Source organism: Cryobacterium sp. Hz9, from assembly GCF_004402825.1.
Lineage (GTDB): Bacteria > Actinomycetota > Actinomycetes > Actinomycetales > Microbacteriaceae > Cryobacterium > Cryobacterium gelidum.
Genome location: NZ_SOFC01000009.1, coordinates 85,812 through 107,755, shown reverse-complemented (window position 1 = coordinate 107,755; position 21,944 = coordinate 85,812). Strand labels below are relative to the sequence as shown.

General features: G+C 64.6%; 20 protein-coding genes and 2 pseudogenes. 8 read left to right on the top strand and 14 right to left on the bottom strand.

From position 1 onward, the window contains the following. Window positions 1–10: 10 nt before the first annotated feature. From E3N85_RS04100 to E3N85_RS04080, 5 genes are all read left to right on the top strand, one after another. Window positions 11–1,495 (top strand): L-fucose/L-arabinose isomerase family protein, encoded by a 1,485-nt coding sequence (locus E3N85_RS04100; RefSeq protein ID WP_134459685.1) that lies wholly within the window; start codon window positions 11–13, stop codon window positions 1,493–1,495. Between the two features lie 106 nt (window positions 1,496–1,601). Next, window positions 1,602–1,982, top strand: a complete 381-nt coding sequence (locus tag E3N85_RS04095; protein WP_134459682.1) for an L-rhamnose mutarotase — start codon at window positions 1,602–1,604, stop codon at window positions 1,980–1,982. Continuing rightward, on the top strand, window positions 1,979–3,145 hold the full coding sequence (gene rhaI / locus E3N85_RS04090) for an L-rhamnose isomerase (protein WP_166783849.1): 1,167 nt from the start codon (window positions 1,979–1,981) through the stop codon (window positions 3,143–3,145). Before E3N85_RS04095 ends, rhaI begins: the two co-directional genes overlap by 4 nt. A 53-nt stretch (window positions 3,146–3,198) precedes the next feature. Further along, entirely contained in the window at window positions 3,199–5,238 is a 2,040-nt protein-coding gene (locus E3N85_RS04085; protein ID WP_134459679.1) for a bifunctional aldolase/short-chain dehydrogenase, read from the top strand. Window positions 5,239–5,344: 106 nt separating this feature from the next. Beyond that, on the top strand, window positions 5,345–6,766 hold the full coding sequence (locus tag E3N85_RS04080; protein ID WP_134459676.1) for a rhamnulokinase family protein: 1,422 nt from the start codon (window positions 5,345–5,347) through the stop codon (window positions 6,764–6,766). A 43-nt stretch (window positions 6,767–6,809) separates the two neighbouring features. On the opposite strand, the pseudogene E3N85_RS04075 reads toward E3N85_RS04080, so the two are convergent. Then, a pseudogene (locus E3N85_RS04075) lies at window positions 6,810–7,384 on the bottom strand (transposase); the annotation flags it as partial. A gap of 138 nt (window positions 7,385–7,522) precedes the next feature. Between E3N85_RS04075 and E3N85_RS16910 the strand changes: the two are divergent. Then, entirely contained in the window at window positions 7,523–7,651 is a 129-nt protein-coding gene (locus tag E3N85_RS16910) for a hypothetical protein (RefSeq protein WP_255453856.1), read from the top strand. Between the two features lie 1,341 nt (window positions 7,652–8,992). On the opposite strand, the gene E3N85_RS04055 is transcribed toward E3N85_RS16910, so the two are convergent. After that, window positions 8,993–10,015, bottom strand: a complete 1,023-nt coding sequence (locus tag E3N85_RS04055; RefSeq protein ID WP_370289025.1) for an arsenic resistance protein — start codon at window positions 10,013–10,015, stop codon at window positions 8,993–8,995. Between the two features lie 129 nt (window positions 10,016–10,144). After that, window positions 10,145–10,423 (bottom strand): hypothetical protein, encoded by a 279-nt coding sequence (locus tag E3N85_RS04050; protein WP_134459670.1) that lies wholly within the window; start codon window positions 10,421–10,423, stop codon window positions 10,145–10,147. Between the two features lie 137 nt (window positions 10,424–10,560). Between E3N85_RS04050 and E3N85_RS04045 the strand changes: the two genes are divergently transcribed. After that, window positions 10,561–11,316, top strand: a complete 756-nt coding sequence (locus E3N85_RS04045) for a ParA family protein (RefSeq protein ID WP_134459667.1) — start codon at window positions 10,561–10,563, stop codon at window positions 11,314–11,316. 129 nt (window positions 11,317–11,445) lie between these two features. Then, window positions 11,446–11,862: a Rho termination factor N-terminal domain-containing protein gene (locus E3N85_RS04040; protein WP_134459664.1), complete on the top strand. Its 417-nt coding sequence runs from the start codon at window positions 11,446–11,448 to the stop codon at window positions 11,860–11,862. Window positions 11,863–11,917: 55 nt separating this feature from the next. Here E3N85_RS04040 and E3N85_RS04035 read toward each other — a convergent pair. From E3N85_RS04035 to E3N85_RS03985, 11 genes and pseudogenes are all read right to left on the bottom strand, one after another. Then, window positions 11,918–12,073: pseudogene (locus E3N85_RS04035) on the bottom strand (IS3 family transposase); the annotation flags it as partial. 119 nt (window positions 12,074–12,192) lie between these two features. Then, window positions 12,193–13,722: an aldehyde dehydrogenase (NADP(+)) gene (locus E3N85_RS04030; RefSeq protein WP_134459661.1), complete on the bottom strand. Its 1,530-nt coding sequence runs from the start codon at window positions 13,720–13,722 to the stop codon at window positions 12,193–12,195. Window positions 13,723–13,729: 7 nt separating this feature from the next. Then, window positions 13,730–14,731, bottom strand: coding sequence for a proline racemase family protein (locus tag E3N85_RS04025; RefSeq protein WP_134459659.1), 1,002 nt, complete (start codon window positions 14,729–14,731; stop codon window positions 13,730–13,732). A gap of 30 nt (window positions 14,732–14,761) precedes the next feature. Next, window positions 14,762–15,697, bottom strand: a complete 936-nt coding sequence (locus tag E3N85_RS04020; protein WP_134459656.1) for a dihydrodipicolinate synthase family protein — start codon at window positions 15,695–15,697, stop codon at window positions 14,762–14,764. Beyond that, window positions 15,694–17,154, bottom strand: coding sequence for an NAD(P)/FAD-dependent oxidoreductase (locus E3N85_RS04015; protein ID WP_134459653.1), 1,461 nt, complete (start codon window positions 17,152–17,154; stop codon window positions 15,694–15,696). The genes E3N85_RS04020 and E3N85_RS04015 overlap by 4 nt, the downstream gene beginning before the upstream one ends. Then, window positions 17,151–17,447 carry a (2Fe-2S)-binding protein gene (locus E3N85_RS04010; RefSeq protein WP_241978292.1) on the bottom strand — a complete coding sequence of 99 codons (297 nt, stop codon included), beginning with the start codon at window positions 17,445–17,447 and terminating at the stop codon, window positions 17,151–17,153. The genes E3N85_RS04015 and E3N85_RS04010 overlap by 4 nt, the downstream gene beginning before the upstream one ends. A 49-nt stretch (window positions 17,448–17,496) precedes the next feature. Then, entirely contained in the window at window positions 17,497–18,690 is a 1,194-nt protein-coding gene (locus tag E3N85_RS04005) for an FAD-binding oxidoreductase (protein WP_134459647.1), read from the bottom strand. 52 nt (window positions 18,691–18,742) lie between these two features. Then, on the bottom strand, window positions 18,743–19,207 hold the full coding sequence (locus tag E3N85_RS04000; protein ID WP_134459644.1) for an aconitase X swivel domain-containing protein: 465 nt from the start codon (window positions 19,205–19,207) through the stop codon (window positions 18,743–18,745). After that, window positions 19,188–20,480, bottom strand: coding sequence for an aconitase X catalytic domain-containing protein (locus E3N85_RS03995; RefSeq protein WP_134459641.1), 1,293 nt, complete (start codon window positions 20,478–20,480; stop codon window positions 19,188–19,190). Before E3N85_RS03995 ends, E3N85_RS04000 begins: the two co-directional genes overlap by 20 nt. A 12-nt stretch (window positions 20,481–20,492) precedes the next feature. Further along, the gene (locus E3N85_RS03990) at window positions 20,493–21,197 is read right to left on the bottom strand and encodes an ABC transporter ATP-binding protein (protein WP_174722458.1); all 705 of its coding nucleotides are present in this window, start codon (window positions 21,195–21,197) and stop codon (window positions 20,493–20,495) included. Beyond that, window positions 21,190–21,936: an ABC transporter ATP-binding protein gene (locus E3N85_RS03985; protein ID WP_241978291.1), complete on the bottom strand. Its 747-nt coding sequence runs from the start codon at window positions 21,934–21,936 to the stop codon at window positions 21,190–21,192. The genes E3N85_RS03990 and E3N85_RS03985 overlap by 8 nt, the downstream gene beginning before the upstream one ends. Window positions 21,937–21,944: the final 8 nt, after the last annotated feature.

Below are 21,944 nucleotides of genomic sequence, written 5' to 3'. Positions count from 1 at the left end.
GGAGTGATCCATGACGAACACGACGACGTCGAACGCCGCTACGGTGACCGGTGGGCGCGCTCTGCCGACCGGCCTGCTCGAGCCCAAAACACGTCGCAGCACCCGAATCGGCCTGCTCTCCGGCGGACTTGGCGCCTACTGGCCGCAATTTCCCGACCTTCTCCCCCTGCTACAGGACTCCGCGCGGTATGTCACCGATCGATTCAGAGCTCTTGACGCCGACGTGATCGATGCCGGATTCATCTCCGACGCCCAAGATGCCCAGATGGCTGCCGAGAAGTTGCGGGTTGCGGACTGCGACCTCATCGTGGTCTTTCTAGCCACCTACCTCACCTCGTCGATGGTGCTGCCGATTGCTCAGAAGTCGCACACCCCGGTGCTGGTCATCGATCTGCAACCGACCGAAGCGATGGACCATACCACCTTCAATACCGGCCAGTGGCTCGCCTACTGCGGCCAATGCCCTGTTCCCGAGGTCGCCAACGTATTTCGGCGGGCCGGGATTCCGTTTCGGTCGGTCTCGGGATACCTGCGGCAGGAGCGCGCCTGGGACCGCATTATTCAATGGGTGCACGCGGCCGGTGTCCGAGCGACGCTGCGCACTGCCCGTCACGGTCTCATGGGCCACGTCTACCCCGGCATGCTCGATGTCTCGACCGATCTCACCAGCGTATCGACCACGTTCGGCTCCCACGTCGAGGTGCTCGAGTTCGACGATCTGCGTGTGCGGGTCGACGAGGTGACGGATGCCGCGGTGCGGGAACGCATGCACCTCGCGTCGCAACTGTTTCAGGTCGACGATTCGGTCCGACAGGAGGACTTCGCCTGGGGCGCAAAAGTCTCGGTCGGGCTGGACAGGTTAGTGGCAGACTTCGACCTCGACTCCGTCGCCTACTACCATCGCGGCCTAGCCGGCGAACAGCACGAACGGCTCGGCGCCGGCATGATTCTCGGATCGTCGCTGCTCACCGCCCGCGGAATTCCGATGGCGGGTGAATACGAGCTGCGCACCTCGATCGCGATGCTGGCCAGCCAGGCCATCGGAGCCGGCGGGTCATTCACCGAAATTCAAGCGCTAAATTTTTTCGACAATGTCGTGGAGATGGGGCACGACGGGCCCGCCCACCTCGCCGTGAGCGCACGGGAGCCCCTACTGCGCGGGCTCGGCGTCTACCACGGTAAGCGCGGCTGGGGCGTGTCGGTTGAATTCGACGTGCAGCCCGGACCGGTAACGACCTTCGGTGTCGGACAAGACCCCGATGGGCGCTACGTCTTCGTGACCTCAGAGGGCACGGTCATACCCGGTCCGCTGCTCACGATCGGCAACACCACCTCCCGCGTCGACTTCGGCGGCGATCCGGGTCGCTGGGTTGACGAGTGGAGTCAAAGCGGCATCGGCCACCACTGGGCACTTAGCCTCGGCCACCGCGCCGCCGACATCAAGGCTGCCGCGAGCCTGCTGGGAATCGAGCACCGCCATGTCGCGCTCGTCTAGCGTCTGAACCGCGCGCCGGAAGCGGGCTCCGCTCGATCCGGTCTTGCCATCCGGCATCCTACGCTCCATAATTGAAACGATTCATTTACTCCTGGAGGAGTCACCGATGACGAACACCGCCGCACGCCGCGTGTGCTTTGCGCTACAGGTCAAGCCGGAACGCATCGACGAGTATCGCGAGCGCCATGCGGCAGTCTGGCCTGAAATGCTTCGGGCGCTCAAAGCCACCGGCTGGAACAACTACTCGCTGTTTCTTCGGCAGGACGGACTGCTGATCGGCTATTTCGAAACAGCGGATCTGGCATCCGCTCAGGCTGGCATGGCGGCAACCGCCGTCAACGCGCGCTGGCAGGCCGAGATGAGTGAATTTTTCGTCGCACTCAACGGCTCCTCCGACATCGGGTTTCTGCAACTGACCGAAGTCTTTCACCTCGAAGACCAGCTCGCCGCTCTCACCACAACCGCTACAGAAAGAAGTACCTCGTGACCATCAGCGCTGCCGTACTCACCCAACTCGAGGCGCAGGCCATCGAGCTGCCCTCCTGGGCGTTCGGTAATTCCGGAACACGCTTCAAAGTGTTTGGCACCCCGGGTACCCCCCGCACCATCGAAGAAAAGATCTGCGATGCGGCCCAGGTCAACCATTACACCGGCCTCGCGCCAAAGGTGGCGCTCCACATTCCGTGGGACAAGGTCGACGACTACGCGGCGCTCCGCACCTTCACGGCCGATCAGGGCCTCGTGCTCGGCACCGTCAACTCGAATACCTTTCAGGACGACGCCTACAAGTTCGGCAGCCTGACTCACACCGACGCGGCGACGAGGCAGAAAGCCATCGACCATCACTTTGAGTGCATCGAGATCATGCACCAAACGGGCTCGAACGACCTCAAGATTTGGCTCGCCGACGGCACCAACTACCCTGGCCAGGGCGATATTCGCGGCCGTCAGGACCGCCTGGCCGAGTCGCTTGCCGCCATCTACGCCCGCCTCGGCGACGAGCACCGCCTCGTGCTCGAGTACAAGTTCTTCGAGCCGGCTTTCTACCACACCGATGTTCCCGACTGGGGAACCAGCTACGCGCAGGTCGCCGCGCTCGGCGACAAGGCCAGCGTCTGCCTCGACACCGGTCACCACGCTCCCGGCACCAACATTGAATTCATCGTCGCCCAGCTGCTGCGCCTGGGCAAGCTCGGCTCCTTCGACTTCAACTCCCGGTTCTACGCCGACGACGACCTCATCGTCGGCGCGGCCGACCCGTTCCAGCTGTTCCGCATTCTGTACGAGGTCGTTCGGGGCGGCGGCTACGGCCCCGATTCGACGGTGGCGTTCATGCTCGACCAGTGCCACAACGTTGAAGACAAGATTCCCGGACAGATTCGCTCGGTACTCAACGTGCAGGAGATGACCGCCCGCGCACTGCTCGTCGACCGGGATGCGCTCACCTTGGCTCAGGACGCCGGTGATGTGCTTGGCGCCAACGGCATTCTGATGGACGCCTTTTACACCGACGTACGCCCCGGCCTCGCTGCCTGGCGGGAGGACCGCGGCCTCGCCGGTGACCCGATGTCCGCCTATACCGCCTCTGGCTATCAGGCGAGAATCGCCGCCGAGCGCGTGGGCGGAAGCCAGGCCGGCTGGGGAGCGTAAGCAACCCTTCAGCGTCACTCCCGACATCCGCTCTCACCCTGCAAGGAAACCTCATGACTTTGAATCCCGCAGCCGCCGCGCTGATTGCCCGGTCGAACCGCCTCGGCGCCGACCCGAAGAACACGAACTATGCCGGTGGAAACACCTCCGCGAAGGGCACGGAAACCGACCCGGTCACCGGTGAGGCGGTGGAGCTGCTGTGGGTGAAGGGCTCTGGCGGAGACCTCGGTACGCTCACTGAGAAGGGGCTCGCGGTGCTGCGGTTGGACCGGCTGCTGGCGCTGAAGAACGTCTACCCCGGCCTCGACCGTGAAGACGAGATGGTCGCCGCGTTCGACTACACCCTGCACGGCAAGGGCGGCGCTGCGCCGTCGATCGACACCGCCATGCACGCCCTCGTCGACGCGGCGCACGTCGACCACCTGCATCCCGACAGCGGCATCGCCATTGCGACCGCGGCCGACGGCGAAGCGCTCACGCAGACGATCTTCGGCGACAGAGTGGCCTGGGTCGACTGGCGTCGCCCCGGCTTTCAGCTCGGACTCGACATTTCCGCGATCAAGGAGGCCAATCCGCAGGCCGTCGGCTGCATTCTCGGCGGTCACGGCATCACGGCCTGGGGGGACACGAGCGAGGCCACCGAGGCGAACTCGCTCTGGATCATCGACACCGCCGCCGCCTATCTAGAGGAGCACTCGCGGCCAGAGCCGTTCGGGCCGCTACTCGACGGATTTTCCACGTTGGAGCCGGCCGAGCGTCGCTCGCGCGCTGCCGCTCTCGCGCCGACGATTCGCGGGCTGGTCTCCACCGACGCCCCCAAGGTCGGGCACTTCACCGATGCCCCCGAGGTGCTCGACTTTCTCGCCCGCGCCGAGCACCCGCGGCTGGCCACCCTCGGCACCAGCTGCCCGGACCATTTCCTCCGCACCAAAGTCAAGCCGATGCTGCTGGACCTGCCGAGCGGGGCATCCGTTGAAGAATCGCTCGCTCGCCTACTGACCCTGCACGAGGAATATCGCGCAGATTATCAGGCCTACTACGACCGCAACAAGACGGCCGAGTCACCCGCGATTCGCGGCGCCGACCCGCTCGTCGTGCTTATTCCCGGCGTCGGCATGTTCAGCTATGGCGCGAACAAGCAAACCGCCCGCGTCGCGAGCGAGTTCTACATCAACGCCATCAATGTGATGCGGGGCGCAGAGGGACTCTCCAGCTACGCCCCGATCAATGAGGCCGAGAAGTTCCGCATCGAGTACTGGGCGCTCGAAGAAGCCAAATTGCAGCGGATGCCCGCCGCCAAGCCGCTCGCCACCCGCGTCGCGCTCGTCACCGGCGCTTCCTCCGGCATCGGCAAGGCTATCGCCGTCCGCCTGGCCGCCGAGGGCGCCTGTGTCGTCATCGCCGACCTCGACCTGGCCAAGGCGCGGGCCGTGGCCGCCGAGATCGGCAGCACGGACGTCGCCATCGGCGTGCAGGCCAACGTCACCGACGAAGAGCAGGTGCAGGCCGGCGTCGACGCCTCCCTACTCGCCTTCGGCGGGCTCGACCTGGTTGTGAACAATGCCGGGCTGTCGCTGTCGAAGTCGCTGCTCGAGACCACCGTCGCCGACTGGGACCTGCAGCACAATGTGATGGCCAAGGGCTCCTTTCTGGTGTCGCGCGCGGCGGCCCGGGTGCTGATCGACCAGAAGCTCGGCGGTGACATCATCTACATCTCCTCGAAGAACTCGGTCTTCGCCGGCCCGAACAACATCGCCTACTCCGCGACGAAGGCCGACCAGGCGCACCAGGTGCGGCTGCTCGCAGCCGAGCTCGGTGAATACGGCGTGAAGGTCAACGGCATCAACCCCGACGGCGTCGTGCGCGGCTCGGGCATCTTCGCCGGCGGCTGGGGCGCCAAGCGCGCCGCGGTATACGGTGTCGACGAGCAGGACCTCGGCAAGTACTACGCGCAGCGCACGCTGCTCAAGCGTGAGGTGCTGCCGGAGAACGTCGCCAACGCCGTGTTCGTGCTTTGCACGAGCGACCTGAGCCACACAACCGGGCTGCATATTCCCGTCGACGCCGGTGTGGCCGCCGCGTTCTTGCGCTGATGGAAATGGCCATGTTCGCCGGGAACTGCGCCCGATATAAACAAGAGCGGTCATTCTGCAAGGCAATCGTGTTCCTTGCGACCGCTCTCGGTAAGGAACGTGGCGCATGAACGCCGGCACGGTTGCGGCGATTGACCTCGGCGCGTCAAGCGGGCGGGTCATTCTCGGTCATGTCGGACACAACGAACTGAACATCCGCTCGGTGGCGAGGTTCGTGAACACCCCTGTGCGCACGATCGATGGGCTGCACTGGAGCATTCTCGACCTTTATCGCGGTGCCATCAGCGGCCTGCGTTCGGCCGTACGCGAGGAACCGGAGTTGCTCGGTGTAGCCGTGGATTCATGGGCGGTCGACTACGCGCTGCTGCGCGGGCAGCGGATGCTCGGCAACCCATTTCACTACCGCGACACCCGCACCGCGGCAGGGGTGACCACCGTGCATGCGATCGCCCCACCGACTGAGCTCTACGGACGCAACGGCTTGCAATTCCTCCCCTTTAATACGCTGTACCAGCTGGCCGCCGACCAACTCGACGGCGCGCTCGACGACGCCGATTCGATGCTGCTTATTCCAGATTTGATCACGTATTGGCTGAGCGGTGAGAAGATCGCGGAGCGCACGAACGCCTCGACGACGGGGCTGGTCGATGTTGCGGGCGGAGAATGGGACGACGAGCTGATCGACCGGCTCGGGCTGCCGCGCGGGCTGTTTCCGCGGTTGGTCGATGCGGGAAACCGGGTGGGTTCGGTGCTTCCCGAGGTACTGGCCGAGATCGGAACCGGCCACAGCATCGACGTGATGACCGTCGGGTCGCACGATACGGCATCCGCTGTGGTGGCCGTGCCGATGATCTCGGGTAATGCCGCCTATATTTCGTCGGGGACCTGGTCACTCGTCGGTGTTGAACTAGCCGGACCGGTGCTCACCGAGGCGAGCCGGGCGGCGAATTTCACCAACGAGGGCGGTGTCGACGGACGGGTGCGCTACCTGCGCAACGTCATGGGTTTGTGGTTGCTGAGCGAATCGCTGCGCACCTGGGAACTGGCCGGGCAGACCTTCGATCTGCCCGGCCTGCTGGCCCAGGCCGGCGCGTGGAGGGGGCCGGTCATCGTGTTCGATGTGGATGATCCGCGCTTTCTCCCGCCGGGCGACATACCGAGCCGCATTCGCGACTATTGCCGGGAGCACGATCTGCGCGAGCCGGCGACGCCCGTCGAGCTCGTACGCAGCATCGTCGAAAGCCTCGCGGATGCCTACGCGCACACGCTGCGGGTCGCCGCCGAACTCTCGGGAACCAGCATCGACACCGTGCACGTCGTCGGCGGCGGCTCTCAAAACGAACTGCTTTGCCAGCTCACCGCCGATCGCACGGGGCTGCCCGTGCTGGCCGGTCCGGTTGAGGCGACGGCGATTGGCAACGTGTTGGTGCAGGCGCGCGCGCAGGGCCTGGTCACCGGAAGCCTCGAAAGCCTGCGCGCCCTGGTCGCCCGGGCGTTCGCGCCGAGGCGCTACGTCCCGCGCGCCTGAAAAGCACGCGCTAAGGACACGAGTTGGTACACGACCTGAGCGCCTTGGCAGTCCGCTTCCACAGCCGCTGCTGGGAGCCAGCCGCCAGACTCGGTTCTCACCCGCCGCGAGGCCCGCGCGGCCCAGTTCGTCGGAGATGAACCGGTAACCGAACGCGGGGTCGTTCTGGTGGGCGTCCAAGGCGGCGTTGGTGAGGTGGGCGTCGTCCCAGTCGCGCTGGGAGACGGGGTTGCGCTTCCATTGGTAAAACGTTTGCTTGGAGAAACGCAACACCCGGCAGGTCACCGTGACGGGAACACCGTCGACGGCCAATTCACGGACCAGCGGGTACATCATTTTTGGGTTGACGTCCCGGGAAAGATAGGCGACGGCACGGCGCATGACCTCGGCTTCTTGCTCAAGCAGCCGGATACGTTTCTTCGCATCCCGCAGTTCTGCGGACTCCTTATCGGTCACACCCGGCTTAACGCCCTCCTCGACGTCGGCTTTCTTCAGCCAGTTCATCAGGCAAGACTCCGAAATTCCGAAGTCTTTAGCGATCTGGTTCAGCGGGGCTTCGTGCTTCCGGGCGACCGCGACAACATCACGGCGAAACTCGGGTGGGTAGGGCTTGGGCATGATGACATCTTTCCAGTGAAGACGAATCTCCACAGGTCAAGAGTCAACCAAACCGGGGGCAGTCCCTTCGATCTCTCGCTCTCTACCCCTGAGGGTAACCAGTACAACGAGGATTCCAGTCTCGTACTTGGCGACGGTATGTCCAAGATGTACGAGGGCCCGACCCTGTACCCGGGCAGTGCTGTCACCGGCCACATGACCTTCCTCGTACCCGAGGCGTCGGCCGGCTCTATGCTTTACGACGATGGCAATTACATCGCCCTATAGAACGTACAAAAAAACGAATAGGCGGATTTTGGAAAGGGTCGCACCGACCGTGAAGCGGCGGGTATTCGCGCTAATCGACCGGCCTCTTCTGGTTGATCGGATTCTGGACCGAACTGGCCTAGTGCCCGTGCCTGTCCCTCACAACCCAAGGTCCCGGTAACTCAAGAATTTTCGGGACTTCTTTGGTCGTGGATCGTGAACCTTGTTGCGTCGTCCGGCACCGTGACAGCATGGGATCGCCATTTATGCGTTGTGGTATCGAGTGATTCGGCCTGAGGATCATCGCACGCGAGCTCAAGCGTTTCTTAGGAAGCACCAGAGTGATTTGGACACACCGACGGCAGACGCCAGGCGTCAAAAAGTTTGCCGTCGTGGATCGCTGCCAGCGATTCGCGCCGCGTGAGGAAAGTGGAGGAAAATCGTGCCAGATGTAGAGGAAATGGTTTCCGCGAGGAGTTCGGGATCCGCGCCCTGATGGGTTTCGTGAACAGCCGACCAAAAGCCCCGGAAACTCAAGGGTTTCCGAGACTTTTTAGGTTGAACGATTGATCACCCCATCTAAAACCCGTCTAAAACCCCTCCGAGAACGCCTCTTGGCGACTCGGCCGTGCGAGGCGACCACGTTACATTCGGTCCCCTTCGATTGCGTTGGTACGCCGGTCGCACCTACGGAATATGACCACGAACGAATCAACTTCAGTCGCTATCTCCCCCGAGGCGTTGGAACCCCTGATGGATGTCGCGAGCTGGCGAACTCCCTGGGCATACCGATCTCGACCGTCTACGACTGGCGCGTGCACGGCAAAGCCCCGTTGCGTACCGGTTCGGCAAGCATCTGAAATTCGCGATCTCCGGCGTGCGCTCCTGGATGGCCCAGCAACGCGAACCGTCGCATCGTCCATCACGCCGACGTACTCACCCTCAAAGGCGCCAGCTACCGGCTGTACAACACCGGGATCGAATCTCTACCTTCAGTCCGCGCCGAAAACGCGGCGCTATAAAACACACAACAAGTGGACCAGTGTCACCGTCGATAGTGGCTCAATTTTCAACCGTCGTCGACACCTACCCGAGGGTGCGGCTTTCGACGAGTTCAATATCTACTCGGCGCCCACGCTTGGGGAAGAACGTAATACCACCACCGAGCAGCACCGGGTAGAACGTGACGGACGGCGTTGCCCCGTGCCCTGTAGCGCAGCGCCGCCACTTCGATATCGCGCGTACGTTCTCGACAAGCTCAGCGACCTCGATAACGACAGCGAGTCCCCCACGAGCTCGCGACCTTCGACATGACGGTGCGGATGACGTCCCCAGCTCGCGATTCTGAGCTGAGACGACAACTCACGGCTCGCGTATTTGGGCTCGTGAGTGGAGCGGCATTTTCGTGGCGGCGTGGTTTCTCGCTGGTGTGGGGAGGAGTCGTGGGATGAGTCGGACGAAGACGACCATGATCATCAGCTCAACGAGGGTCTGGGTGACGACAACGAGTGGGGCAAGGTCGAACGCTGTGGGCAGGGCCAGGACGAGGGGCAGGACGACGAGGGAGTTTCGGGTGACGCCGCTGAACACGATCGCCCGTCGTCCCGGCACGTCGAGTCGCGCGATCCGTCCCGCCACGGCCCCGATCGGCACCATGACGGCAGCGAACAGCACGTAGACGGGGATGGCGAGTAGCAGCGCGGCCAGCTTTTGTCCGACGCCGGTGATCTGCGACGCCACCACGACGGCGAGGGTGAGCATCATCAGTGGCACCATTGCCCCCAGCACGACGTCCTGCACGATCCGCCCGGCATGGGTGTGGGCGGCGGCGAACTGCGTGAGCGCTGCTGCTGCGAGGGGCAGGGCGATCAGGAGCAGGAACGCGTCGACGAACGGTGCAAGGTCGACGGCCTGGACGAATTCGGAACCGACGAACAGCCACAGATACAGCGGGAGCAGCAGCATCTGGGCGAGCATGAGTAGCGGGGCGGCAGCAAGAAGACGGTCCTTGGCGCCGCCGGCGATGCCGGTGAACACGATGACGTAGTCGACGCACGGCGTCAGCAGCACGAACAGCACTCCGATGAGCAAGACCTGGTCGTGGGCGACGATCCGAGACAGTAGGAACACGACGACCGGGACGGCCACAAAGTTGATCACGAGGATCGTGGTCAGAAACCGCCAGTCGCGAAATGCCAACCCCATCTTCGCGAACGGCACCCCGAGGAACGTCGCATAGAGCAGCATCCCGAGGACGGGGTTGATCGCGAGCTCTGCCGGGCCGGCGACCCCAGAGATCAGAAGGCCGATCCCGGCGCCGGCCACGAGCGCGGCCAGGTACAGCGGCACTTGCTGCCGCTCCATCCACTCCACGCCCGCTCGCACGCTCCCCATCCTCGCAGTCTTGGTCGGAATCGCAGGCGCATTTTGTATTCAGATCGAAGAAGCCCGGCCATGGATAAGAACGAGAAGCGAGAATGACACTCGCAGCGCTTTCCGAGCTCGGCGACACAATCACGGAACCTGGTCGCCCGGCTCGATGCAACGGAGACCGTTCAGTTCATCACCTCCGACGTTCGCCTGCCCAACGGCATCGACCCACCCACGGGCGAACTTTGACGGCGGCGACTCGACCCGCGCAGCAACCCTGGTCAGATCCACCGCATCCTGGCCGACATGGAACGTGACGACCTGCGCCTGCTGACCCCGGATGACGTCGACTGGCCGAGCGAATAGCAGCAGCTCGGAACGAGCGCGCCGATCGCGCTCCGGCGCAAGGGCGACCCGGGCCACCTTTCCCTAGCACTTCCCGGCCACCCATTCTCGCCGGTGCCAGAGCCCGCTTGGCCCGGGGAATCACCCGCCGATGCCGTGGCGAACATCGTCAGCGGTGTTCGCGACGAGGACTTGGTGGCTTCTAGGATGGGGCTATGAAAACGGTTGCGGTGTACAGCACCAAAGGTGGGGTCGGCAAGACAACTGCGGCGGTCAATCTTGCTTGGGAGGCGTCCCGAGAGTGCCGGGTGCTGCTGTGGGATCTAGACCCGCAGGGCGCCTCGACGTATGTCCTCAATGTGAAGGCCCGGGTGAAGGGGGGCGTGGATTCTCTCATTCGCGGGAAGACGGAGATGGATGCTGCCATCCGGTCGACCGCGTACCCGAATCTCGACGTGCTCCCGGCTGACGAGACTTATCGGCGTCTCGAACTTGCCCTGGACGCGGCGAAGAAGTCGACTCAGCGTTTCGCCAAGATGCTCGAATCGGTGTCAGATCACTACGATGTCGTGATCCTCGATTGCCCGCCCGGGGCTTCTCTCGTCGCCACGAACGCGCTCCACGCCGCCGACCTCGCCGTGGTCCCGCTCGTTCCGTCGCCGCTGTCGCTCCGGTCGCTGGTGCAGGTCAACGAGATCATCGAAGTATCGGACCGGCCGCCCAAGGTTTTCGCCTTCCTGTCAATGGTGGATCGCCGCAAACTTGTGCACCGTTCTGCTGCCGAGCTTCTGCCGCGGGAACACCCACAGGTGATCGACATCGTCGTTCCCGCAACTGTCGTGATCGAACGGATGGGTGCCGAGCGTGCCCCGATCGGAGCATACGCACCGGGATCCGAAGCCGCTCGAGTCTTTGCCCAACTGTGGGACTACGTTCGGTCATCGTCGAAGGTCAAGCGGGGCTCTCTGTAGTACGAACACTGGCGTCTTGGCCAGCAGCGTCACCGAAGTCGTCGTGATGCAGCGGCATATGCACCGGTCACTGGTATCGCTACTGTGTAGACAACGGCCAAGTTCCGACGACTCAGGGAGGTGCGCAGAATGGCGCAGACACAGAATGGTAAGACCACGTCCGTTTCGGCCAGCCGCGATAAGAAGAAAGTGAAAAAGGCTTTAGCACGCGCTGAAAAATCTGTGCAAGCCGCCCGTAAAGCCGTCGCCCATTCCAGCGCAAAGTTGCGCAAAGAAGCGAAGGCTTTATCAAAGCAGACGCAGAAGTTGGCGGCCAAACACGAGAAAGCGGCCGGCAAGCTTGCTGCCGCGACCGAGAATGCTCGCTTCCAGGCGACGCCCGCAAAGAAGTCCAGCCCGGGAGCCCCGTTGGTTGCGGCCCTCCCCCGGCCCTCCGCGCCGACCCTGGCCGAGCTCCGGCAAGAGGCAAAGAAGCACAAGATCGTTGGCTACACCCGCCTGAACAAGGCCGACTTGATGGCGAAACTGGAGTCCGCGCGACCCTAAGCACAATCGAGTGCGTTGCTGCGGGCATTTCGGACAGCGGGATTAATGGATTCTTCTACGCTGCCAATGCTGGCAGTCGATAGCCATAGTGCACCTCATTGGGCCGGCGATAACCCAGCGCAGAAGGCCGGCGTCGGCTGTTGCAGAACCCTTCGATATACCGGATGAAGTCTCGCCTGCTTGTGCCTTTCTCGGTGCGGTTCTGCAGGTAATTCTGGGTGGTTTCCGTGAAACCACGGTGCGGTACGTCGAAGTCACGGTGCGGTACGTCGACGTCACGGTGTGCGGCGGGGAAGGAGGGTGTTCCTCACCGAAGCGAAGCACGTCGTCCTATAAATGACCCCACGTGAGGGACTCCCCCTCAAGGCCACGCTGTTGCGGAACATCCCAGGGGTTTTCGTCACGAAGTGGTTCGGGGAGCAGTACCTGTGGCATGTCCTGGTAGGCGACCGGGCGCAGGAACCGGTCGATCGCTGCACTGCCAACAGAGGTACTGGTGTCGTTGGTGGTCGCCGGCCACGGCCCCCCGTGCTGCATTGCCGGGGTGACTGCCACCCCGGTCGGCCAGCCGCCGAAGAGCACCCGTCCGGCGTGCTCGGCGATCCACCTGATCAGCGCGCGAAGGGACGGCGAGGCCTCCCCAACACCCGCGTGCACAGTTCCGGTGAGGTTACCCTCAAACAGATCTTCGGCATGAGCGGCCAGCTCGTCTTCACTTTCATACTCGACCACGATAGACAGCGGTCCGAAGGCCTCGTCAAGCAGGGCGTCACGCTGGGCGATCAAATCGTCCACGCGAACGCTGACGATTGTCGGTGTGGCCCAACCTTGCCCCTCGTTATCGAAGCGCAATGAGCCCTCCGCGATCGGAGTGACACCGGGCGCGGCAAGGATACTGGCTCGCCGAGCGCGGTACCCCGCGGCGATTCCAGGATTCAGCAGGCGATGCTCAGCAACGGTATCCGCGCGGCCAGCGAGTGCGTCGGCGAGCCCGTGCCCAACGGGCAGGAAAAGAAAACCGGGTTTTGTACAAAGCTGGCCAGCCGAACCGGAGACACTGGCGACGTATCCGTCAGCGATCGTGTCCGCCCTCTCGGAAAGTGCCGCCCGCGTTACGAAAGCCGGGTTGACGCTGCCCAGCTCACCGTAAAATGGGATCGGTGCAGTCCTGGCTGCCGCGATGTCCGCAAGGATGCGCCCGGCGCGGATTGATCCCGTAAAGCTGGCAGCTGCGATGCGGGGGTCCTTCAACAGGTCGACGCCGGCCGCCTGTCCATAGATGAGTTGCAGGGTTCCGACCGGGGCTCCCGCAACTTCCAGAGCTGCGGCCACGATCGCGCCCGTGCGCTCGGACAGCATGGGGTGCCCGGAATGGGCCTTCACGATCACCGGGTTACCGGCCGCCAAGGCAGCCGCGGTGTCGCCGCCGGCCACGGAGAACGCGAACGGGAAGTTGCTCGCCGCGAAGTTCAGGACGGGACCAACGGGCATGCGATAGCGGCGGAGGTCGGGCCGCACGCCGAGCGCGAAGTGGGGGTCTGCGTCGTCGATGCGCACGTCAAGGTATGTCCCATCGACGATGGTGTCCGCGAACAGTCGAAGCTGGACGGCCGTTCGGGTCAGTTCGCCGGTGAGGCGAGCCTCGCTGAGGCCGGTCTCGCTCATCGCGACGGTAACCAGCTCCGCCCGATTGGCCTCCAGCGCGTCCGCTGCGGCAACGAGGGCGCGCGCGCGATCACGCGGCGGCAATGCCGCCCAGACGGGTGAGGCATCCGTCGCCCGCTGCGCGACCTGTCCGGATTCGGCGGGCGAAGTCGGCGCCGGGGCCGGCGTGGAGGGAGAGTTAACAAAAGACGTCATAGTGCTCCTAGAACTGGAATCCGGTTGGAAAGGGGTCGGACGGATCGAGCAGGTACTGGCCGATCCCCGTTACCCACGCGCGGCCGGTGATGGTGGGAACGACCGCGGGGATGCCGGCTACGGTGGTCTCCCTGACCAGGCGGCCCGTGAACTTCGACCCGATGAAGGATTCATTGACAAAGTCTTGGTCGAGGGCAAGTTCGCCGCGTGCCCAGAGTTCGGCCATCCGCGCCGACGTGCCGGTGCCGCAGGGCGAGCGGTCGAACCATCCGGGGTAGATCGCCATCGCGTGCCGTGAATATTGCGCGGTCGATCCAGGGGCAATGAATTCGACGTGATGGCAGTGGTCGAGACCGTCAATTTCCGGATGCCGTGGCGGGTTGGTGGCGTTGATCGCGCTCATGATGGCCAGACCCGCCCGCAAAATCTCCTCCTGGCTGGCACGGTCGAACGACAGGTTCACCGCGTCGAGGTTGACCATCGCATAAAAGTTGCCGCCGAAGGCCAGGCTGTATGGCAGGGTGCCATAGCCGGGAACGTCCACCGTGTCATCGAGTCGTACGCTGTACGACGGGACGTTCTCGATGGTCACCGAGTCGGCGTGCCCGTCACTGACGGCGACACGGGCGATCACCAGCCCGGCCGGAGTGTCCAGCCGGATCGTGGTGACCGGTTCCTGCACGTCGACCATGCCGGTTTCGACTAGGACCGTGGCGACGCCGATGGTTCCGTGGCCGCACATAGGCAGGCATCCGGAGACCTCGATGTACACGACGCCCCAGTCGGCGTCGGGTCGGGTCGAGGGCTGAAGAATCGCGCCGCTCATCGCCTTGTGGCCACGGGGCTCATTCATCAGGAACAGACGAATGTCGTCCAGATACTCCATGAAATAGAGTCGTTTGTCGTTCATGGTCGCGCCGGGGATCACGCCCACACCACCGGTGATCACCCGGGTGGGCATCCCTTCGGTGTGGGAATCGACGGCTGTGAACATCTGTTTCGAACGCATGGTGCAGTCCCCTCAAAAGTGATGGCTGAGCTATGCGGCTACGATGACGCGGCGGGTCGTTAAATAGTCGAGCGCCTTCTTGGTGTCCGCCCGCACCTGAGCTTCCTGCGCCGCGTTGAGCGGTCCGCGCGGCGGGCGAGTCGGCCCGCCGTAGCTGCCGCCAGCGAGATCGACCGACAGCTTAATAGCCTGCACGAACTCGGTCTTCGAGTCCCAACGGAACACGGCGACAAGGTTGGTGTACAGCTCCAGCGCCTCCGGAATTTTTCCGGCCTTGACCAGGTCATAAATCTCGACAGCCTCACGTGGAAATGCGTTGGGATAGCCAGCGAACCAGCCGGTCGCGCCGACGACGAGCGACTCGAAGAGCAGGTCGTCCGCACCTGAGATGACGTCTATGTCGCAGAGTTCCTTGATTTCCAGCACCCGACGAATGTCGCCGGAGAACTCCTTGATCGCGACCACCTCCGGAATCTCGGCGAGCTTCGCGACGAGGCTGGGAACGAGGTCGACCTTGGTGTCGAACGGGTTGTTATAAGCCATGATCGGCAGACCGACCTCAGCGACGCGCTTATAGTGCTCAACGACCTCCGACTCGTTCGCACGGTAGATCGTCGGCGGAAGCAGCAGCACCCCATCGGCGCCGTCATCCTTGGCGTACTGGGCCCATTGCTTCGCTTGGTGCCAGCCGACACCGTGCACGCCAGCGATAACGAGGCCGCGACCGTCGACCGCCTCCACGGCGACCTGGACCACCTTGCGGCGCTCGTCGTCGGTCAGGGAAGAGTACTCACCGAGCGAACCGTTCGGACCGACTCCGCGGCAGCCGTTGCTAATCAACCAGTCGCAGTGCGCGGCGAACTTGTCGTAGTCGACGGCGAGGCCGGCAGGCGCGGAGGTGTCTTTCTTGAAGGCGAGGGTGGTGGCGACGATGACGCCGCCGAGGTCGAAGGCCTGCTTGGTCATAACGTTCCTTTCGAGGATTCAGACGTGCTAGTGAGACGGTAGGAATCTGCGGGGGTCACCGCGGCGGCAAGTTCGCCGAGCCTGATCGTGCCGCTGATGGGTCGACGATCTGTGCTCACGCCATCGACCAACCCGCCCCCGGCGCGGCAGGCGAGGAGCTCTTCGACGCTGCGCCCGCAGATGCGGCCCTGGCAGATACCGAGGCCCGCGCGCGTGCTGAGCTTCATAGCGCGCAGCGATCGCGAGCCGGTGCTCTCCGCCGTTTCGCACAGGTGCCCATAGGTCACTTCTTCGCAGCGGCAGACGATCGTGTCGGACGTCAGCATCTCCGGCCAGCCGGCGCGGATGCCATGGGCCGCCTCGATGCGCGCGGCAAACCCTTGGAAGGTGCGGCGACCGCGCACTGTGGTGCGCAGTGCGCGGTCGCCGATAGTTCCGCCGGCAGCGGCGTGGCCGGCGATGGTGCCTTCGGCCAAGGCCAGATCGACACCGCCTATTCCAGTGATTTCACCGGCCGCGTAAACACCGGGGGCGCTGCTGTGTTGTCGGTCGTCGACCCGGACGAACCGTTCAAAGGTGAGTGCGCAGCCCGCAGCGACGGCTAGTTCAAGCCTGGGAGTAAAGCCATGACTTACGCACACGGCGTCGACCGCGATGCGGCGCTCCGTGCCGGGGATCGGCGTCCAGTCGGCCGTGATCTCCGCCACGGTCACCGACTCGACCCGGTCGGTTCCGTGCGCGGCGACGACGGCTCGGCCGAGCTTGTATGGGATGCGATGGGCCAGGTGGCCGCGAGCGTACCCGCCGAGTTCTGCGCCCTTTTTCCACGCGCCGAGCAGCTGCCAGGGCCGCGGCAGCCAGCCACGTACCAGCGCTGGGAGTCGATTCGCTTCGTACACACCGAGCACGCGGGACCCAACCGCGACCAACGATGCGGCAACGGGAAGCAGGAACGGGCCAGCGCCCGAGACGACGACACGGCGGCCGACGGCGAGTCGTTCACCCTTGGCGAGGGCCTGCGCCGCGCCGCCGGTGAATACACCGGGTAGGTCCCAACCGGGGAATGGCAGGGTGCGGTCGTGCGCGCCGGTGGCGAGCACGATGGCATCGGGTGAGAAGCTCAGGCGTTTGCGGCCGACACCGTCGGGGGCGCCGACGATGACGTGCACCGTGCCGGGTCCGGCCGCCGCCGTTTCCAGGGCGAACACGTTCGCGGAACGGATGATGCGGCATCCGCCGTCGGATTCAAGCGTCGCGCTGAGTGACTGGAACGTGTCCCAGCCGTGGTGCAGGATGCGTTCTCGCGCGGCGGGCCGGGCGGCGGGGAGATGGCGCCAGAACTGTCCGCCGAGCTGGTCGGACGAGTCAAGCAGCGTAACGGAGGCGCCCAGCCTGCGTGCCGCGCGGGCGGCGGCGAGCCCGGCCGGCCCTGCGCCGATGACGAGGACCTGGATCATGAGGCTGTTACTCCCGGCCTTGGGGTCGCCTCGCCGGGCCCGGCCGGAAGTGGGTCGTGCTGAGATCTGACGACATCGCCCTCGGCCGCGCGGCGCTGGCAGGCGCGCACGTCGCGCTGGTCGTTGACTTCGACCAGGCAGTCGTAGCAGACGCCGATTCCGCAAAATACGCCCCGCGGACGCCCGGCGACAGAGGTATGGCGGAACCCGAGCGTGCCGCCGGCGAGGATGACCCCGGCGAGGCTCTGCCCGGTCACGCCGGTCGTCGGTTCGCCGTTGACGGTAATCGTCACTGGGGTCGGCGACGCGGGCCGGATCGAGTCGTTGCAAAATGGAAGCAGTCTAGATGGCATAGGAGGCCGCCTTGAGGTGAGGCGCGAGCGATGCCCGTGCTGCGGAGAAGGGAGAAGCGTCGAGGTGCGTGGGGCGCTTCAGCATGAGCGCGGTGAGGAGTTCAGCAGTGGCGAGGCTGAGGCCGATTCCCGCACCCTCGTGGCCGGCCGCGTGCCAGAGTCCCGGCATCCGCGGGTCTTCACCAATCACCGGTAGATGGTCTGGCATGAATGGGCGGAATCCGCCGTAGCTACGTATCACCGCGGCGCCCGCGAGGAACGGGAAGAGGCGGAGGGCCTTCGCCGCGATCTCGCTGAGCGCATCTACGCGGAGGCGCGCGTCGAACCCGACCTGCTGACGGGAGGAACCGATCAGCACCGTGCCGCCGGCCGTGGATTCGATCACGCTGGAGGTCTGCAGGGCACTGTCATCGGAGCCAACGGCGCCCACGTAGTCGGCGTCGTAGACCTTATGGAAAATTCGGTGCGGCATGCGGCTGGTGACGAGCAGCTCGCCGCGGCGCGGACGCACAGGCAGGTGCACCCCGAGAAGCGCTGCCACGTCACCTGACCAGGGGCCGGCCGCGATGAGTACCCGGCTCGCGCGCAGGTCGCCGGCGGGGGTTTTCACCCCGACGAGGGCACCGGCCGAATCGAGGATGGCCCCGGTCACCGGCGTATTCTCCAGGAGCCGGGCTCCATAGCGCCTGGCCGAGGCCATTAGGGCCTCGGTAGCGATGGTTGGCTGTACCTGCGCGTCTTCCGGGTAATGCACCGCGGCCGTGATCCCCGGCGTGAGGTCGGGTTCGAGTTCGTGGGCCGCATCGGCGTCCAGCACGCACGCGTCGACGCCGGCGGAACGTTGGCTCGCCGCGAAGTCGAGCAGTACGCGGGCTCCGGCCTCCGTCGTGGCCACGACGAGGCCACCCTTCGCGTCGTATTCGACGGAGGGGAACTGCGGGCCGAGTTGCTCGGTGAGGTCGACTGCGGCAGCCTTCCACAGCGTCGCTGCGTATTGGGCGAGCACGAGTTCGTAGCCCGGACCCTTGTCGGAGACCAGAAGGTTGCCCTCACAGGCGGAGGACGTGCCGCCCGCGGTCGTTCCGCGGTCCACGACGGTGACATCACAGCCGGCGGCGGCGAGCGACCGTGCGCAGGCGGCGCCGATGATGCCCGCACCGACGATGATCACGTCGTTGGTCATTCCGCTCCGCCTTTGCTCTGCGCTGGTTCGCCCAGTAATAATATGTTACACACTACAACGTGCTCGGAACGGACCAGTTGACGGATGCTGCGGCGTCGGTCGCGGAGACTACGACCGGTCCCGACCGCGGCAGCAGGGCAAGCCCGGCCGAATCGAGGAGCAGGATTGGCATCCGGATTCCGTAGATCTCGGCTGCCGCGAGCGCACCGAGCGTCACGATCAGGTCGCGGGACGACAGCACGATGGCGACAGGACCGACGCCCGCGCGCACCTGCTCGGCCAGCACGCTCGAGGAGGAACTAGACCCGCGGGATGCGCTCATAACGACCACGCGACCAGCCAAGGAGAGCCCGCGCTGCGGGTGGTGCACGTCGATGATGACCCCGCTGGCGAGGTCCGTTCCGCCCCAGAACGACAGCGGTTCATCGAGCCAGAGAATTTCCCCGAACCCGTCTCCTGCACAGAGCGTGAGTGCGCGGACCTGCCGAACTGACGCGTCACTGCCACGCCGACTCACTGCGAATCACCCGCCCCGCGCGCGCCGAGTCAATGCACTCGGCCAGGGAGCCGAACATCACGCTGATACCCATGTTGGCCGGCGCATACCAGGCCCATTTGCCAGAGGTGGTCATGGCCGTGCGCACCGTCTCGGCGAGGATCGGCACCAGGTAGGTACAGGTGTCGACAACGATTTTCGCGCCTGACGCCTCGCAGACCTGCGCGAACCCGGCCGCTTGGGCCGTCGCGAGAACATCGCGCGACGTGGAGATCCATACCGTGCACGATGGGTGGAACGGCACGCCGTCGTCGAGGATCTCGGCCAACTTGGCGAACTCGGTCAGCGAGAAGTGGGGTGTACCGATCGATACCGCATCGAGGCGATCGCCGATGGTGGCGGTGGTCAACTCATCGCGGGCCGCCCGCAACATCGTCGGGGTGATTTCCACACGCAGTATCCCCTCGGCTGGCCACGCGGCGCCGGCTGCGACCGCTTCCGGGGTTACTCCTTTGATGTGAAAGAGGGCGACCCCGCCGCTTGATGCCGCGGTTGCACCGAGCGCCTTGAGGCGGTCCTCGTTGGCGATCTCCGGCGCGAGTCCGGTGAGGATGCAGACGCTCTCGCCGACCTGCTGGCCGACGACGAACCCAAGCGCAGCCCAGGCCGCGTCGGAGTCGAGCACCCGGCTCGGGATCCCCGAGCAATCCAGTTGCATGGTCGGAACTCGGTTCTCCGGCACGTGCAAACCAGCCAGCGGAACACGGCCAGTTATGGCGGCGCAAATGTCGACGAAGTCGCCGTAGCGAGCAGTGCGGGCGCCGAGCACCGAGTTCGCAAAGACGATCGCGTTCGACTCGGCCCAAGCGATATCGATACCCTCCGTCGGCCGCCCGCCCAGCTGATACGGCGCGCAGGTCCAGGTAGACCGGGCACCAAGCGCAACGTACGCATCCATCAGCCGACGAGCTGCTGCCGTCTCGGCCGGGCCCTGCCGGACGAGCCCCGGATGCATGAGGTCGAGTGAACTGACGTTCAGAGTGGTTGGCACGGTCACGACGGCACCCAGTTCGACCAGTTTCTCGGCAAAGTCGAGCCCGGCCTGGCCGTGGTAGAGGCATCCGTCGATGTGCGCGGACTCCACGTCGATCAACTGCGGCGCGAGCGAGAGGCGCGCTAGCGCCACGACGATGCGCATGGCCATTGCCATGCCGGGCCCGAGCGCGCCGGAGAGCTTCGCCTGATCTTCGACGGTGAGGTGCAGTTCGACCGATTGCCCAGTCTGTCCAGACATGGCTACCATCCCTCAGGCGCCCAGGTAGGCATCAATGATGCGGGAATCGCCCAAGAGGTCGACCGCGCGACCCTCGATCGTGGTCGTTCCCCCGTCGATGACGTACGCCCGGTCGGTCACCTTGAGCGCGGCGCGCGCGTTCTGCTCAACGAGCAGCACCGTCGTGCCTTGGTCACGAATCTCGGAGATGACCTGCATCACCCGGGCGACAATCAACGGGGCCAGTCCCATCGACGGTTCGTCGAGCATGAGCATCTTTGGTCCGGCAATCAGCGCACGCCCAATGGCGAGCATCTGCTGCTCACCGCCGGATAGCGTTCCGCCCTGCTGGGCGCTGCGCTCGGCCAAAAGCGGCAGTAGCTCGTAAACCCGCGCGATCCGCTTCGCGACGAGGGCGCGGTCCTTCACCAGGTAGCCGCCGAGCAGCAGGTTTTCGAGCACGGTCATGGTGCTGAAAATACGGCGTCCCTCCGGCACGTGGATCAGGCCGGCGCCGACGACATTCCACGGCATCGCCTTGGTGATGTCCGTTCCATTGAACGAGACACGGCCGCTGTGCGACTTAACCAGCCCGGAGGCCGTGGACAGGGTCGTGGTCTTACCCGCGCCGTTGTTGCCGAGGAGGGCGACGATTTCACCCTCCTCAACCGTGAGGCTGATGCCGCGCAACGCCTGCACTTTGCCGTAGTACACCGCGACATTGTCAAACTCAAGCATCGCCACGAGCTGGTACCTCCTCGTCATCGTCTTTACCGAGATACGCCTCGATCACGGCGGGGTTCGCCTTGACCTCGGCCGGGGTGCCGTCCGCGATCTCCTTGCCGAAGTTCATCACCACGATGCGCTCCGAGAGCTCCATCACCAGGCCCATGTCGTGCTCGATCAGCACGATCGCGGTACCCAATTCTCGGATTCGCTGGCACAGGTCAAGCAGATCCCGCTTTTCGGTGTAATTCAGCCCGGCCGCTGGCTCGTCCAGCAATAACAGCCCAGACTTGCGCGCGAGCGCCCGGGCAATCTCCACGTGTTTCTGCTGACCATAGGACAGATTGCGAATGGGGACCCCGCGGGCGCCGGAATAGCCCACAAAATCGAGCCAGCGGTGGGCCTCCTCCGTATAGGCGGCCTCACTGCGTTTGAAGCGAGGGGTGTGCAGAATAGCGTCCAGCCAATTCTGCCCACCGTACAGGTGCATCCCGGCGCGCACGTTGTCAAGAACCGTCAAGTCAGGGAATAGCCGCAGGTTCTGAAACGTACGCGACACCCCGGCCGCCGCGATGTCCGCCGGGCGCTTGCCGGTAATGTTCTGCCCGTAGAGCAACACGGCCCCGCCGGAAGGCTTGTAGAAGCCGGTGATGCAGTTGAACGCGCTCGTCTTACCGGCGCCATTCGGGCCGATCACTGCGATGATCTCCTTCGCGTCGACAGAGAAGCTCAACCCGTCGACGGCTTTCACACCGCCAA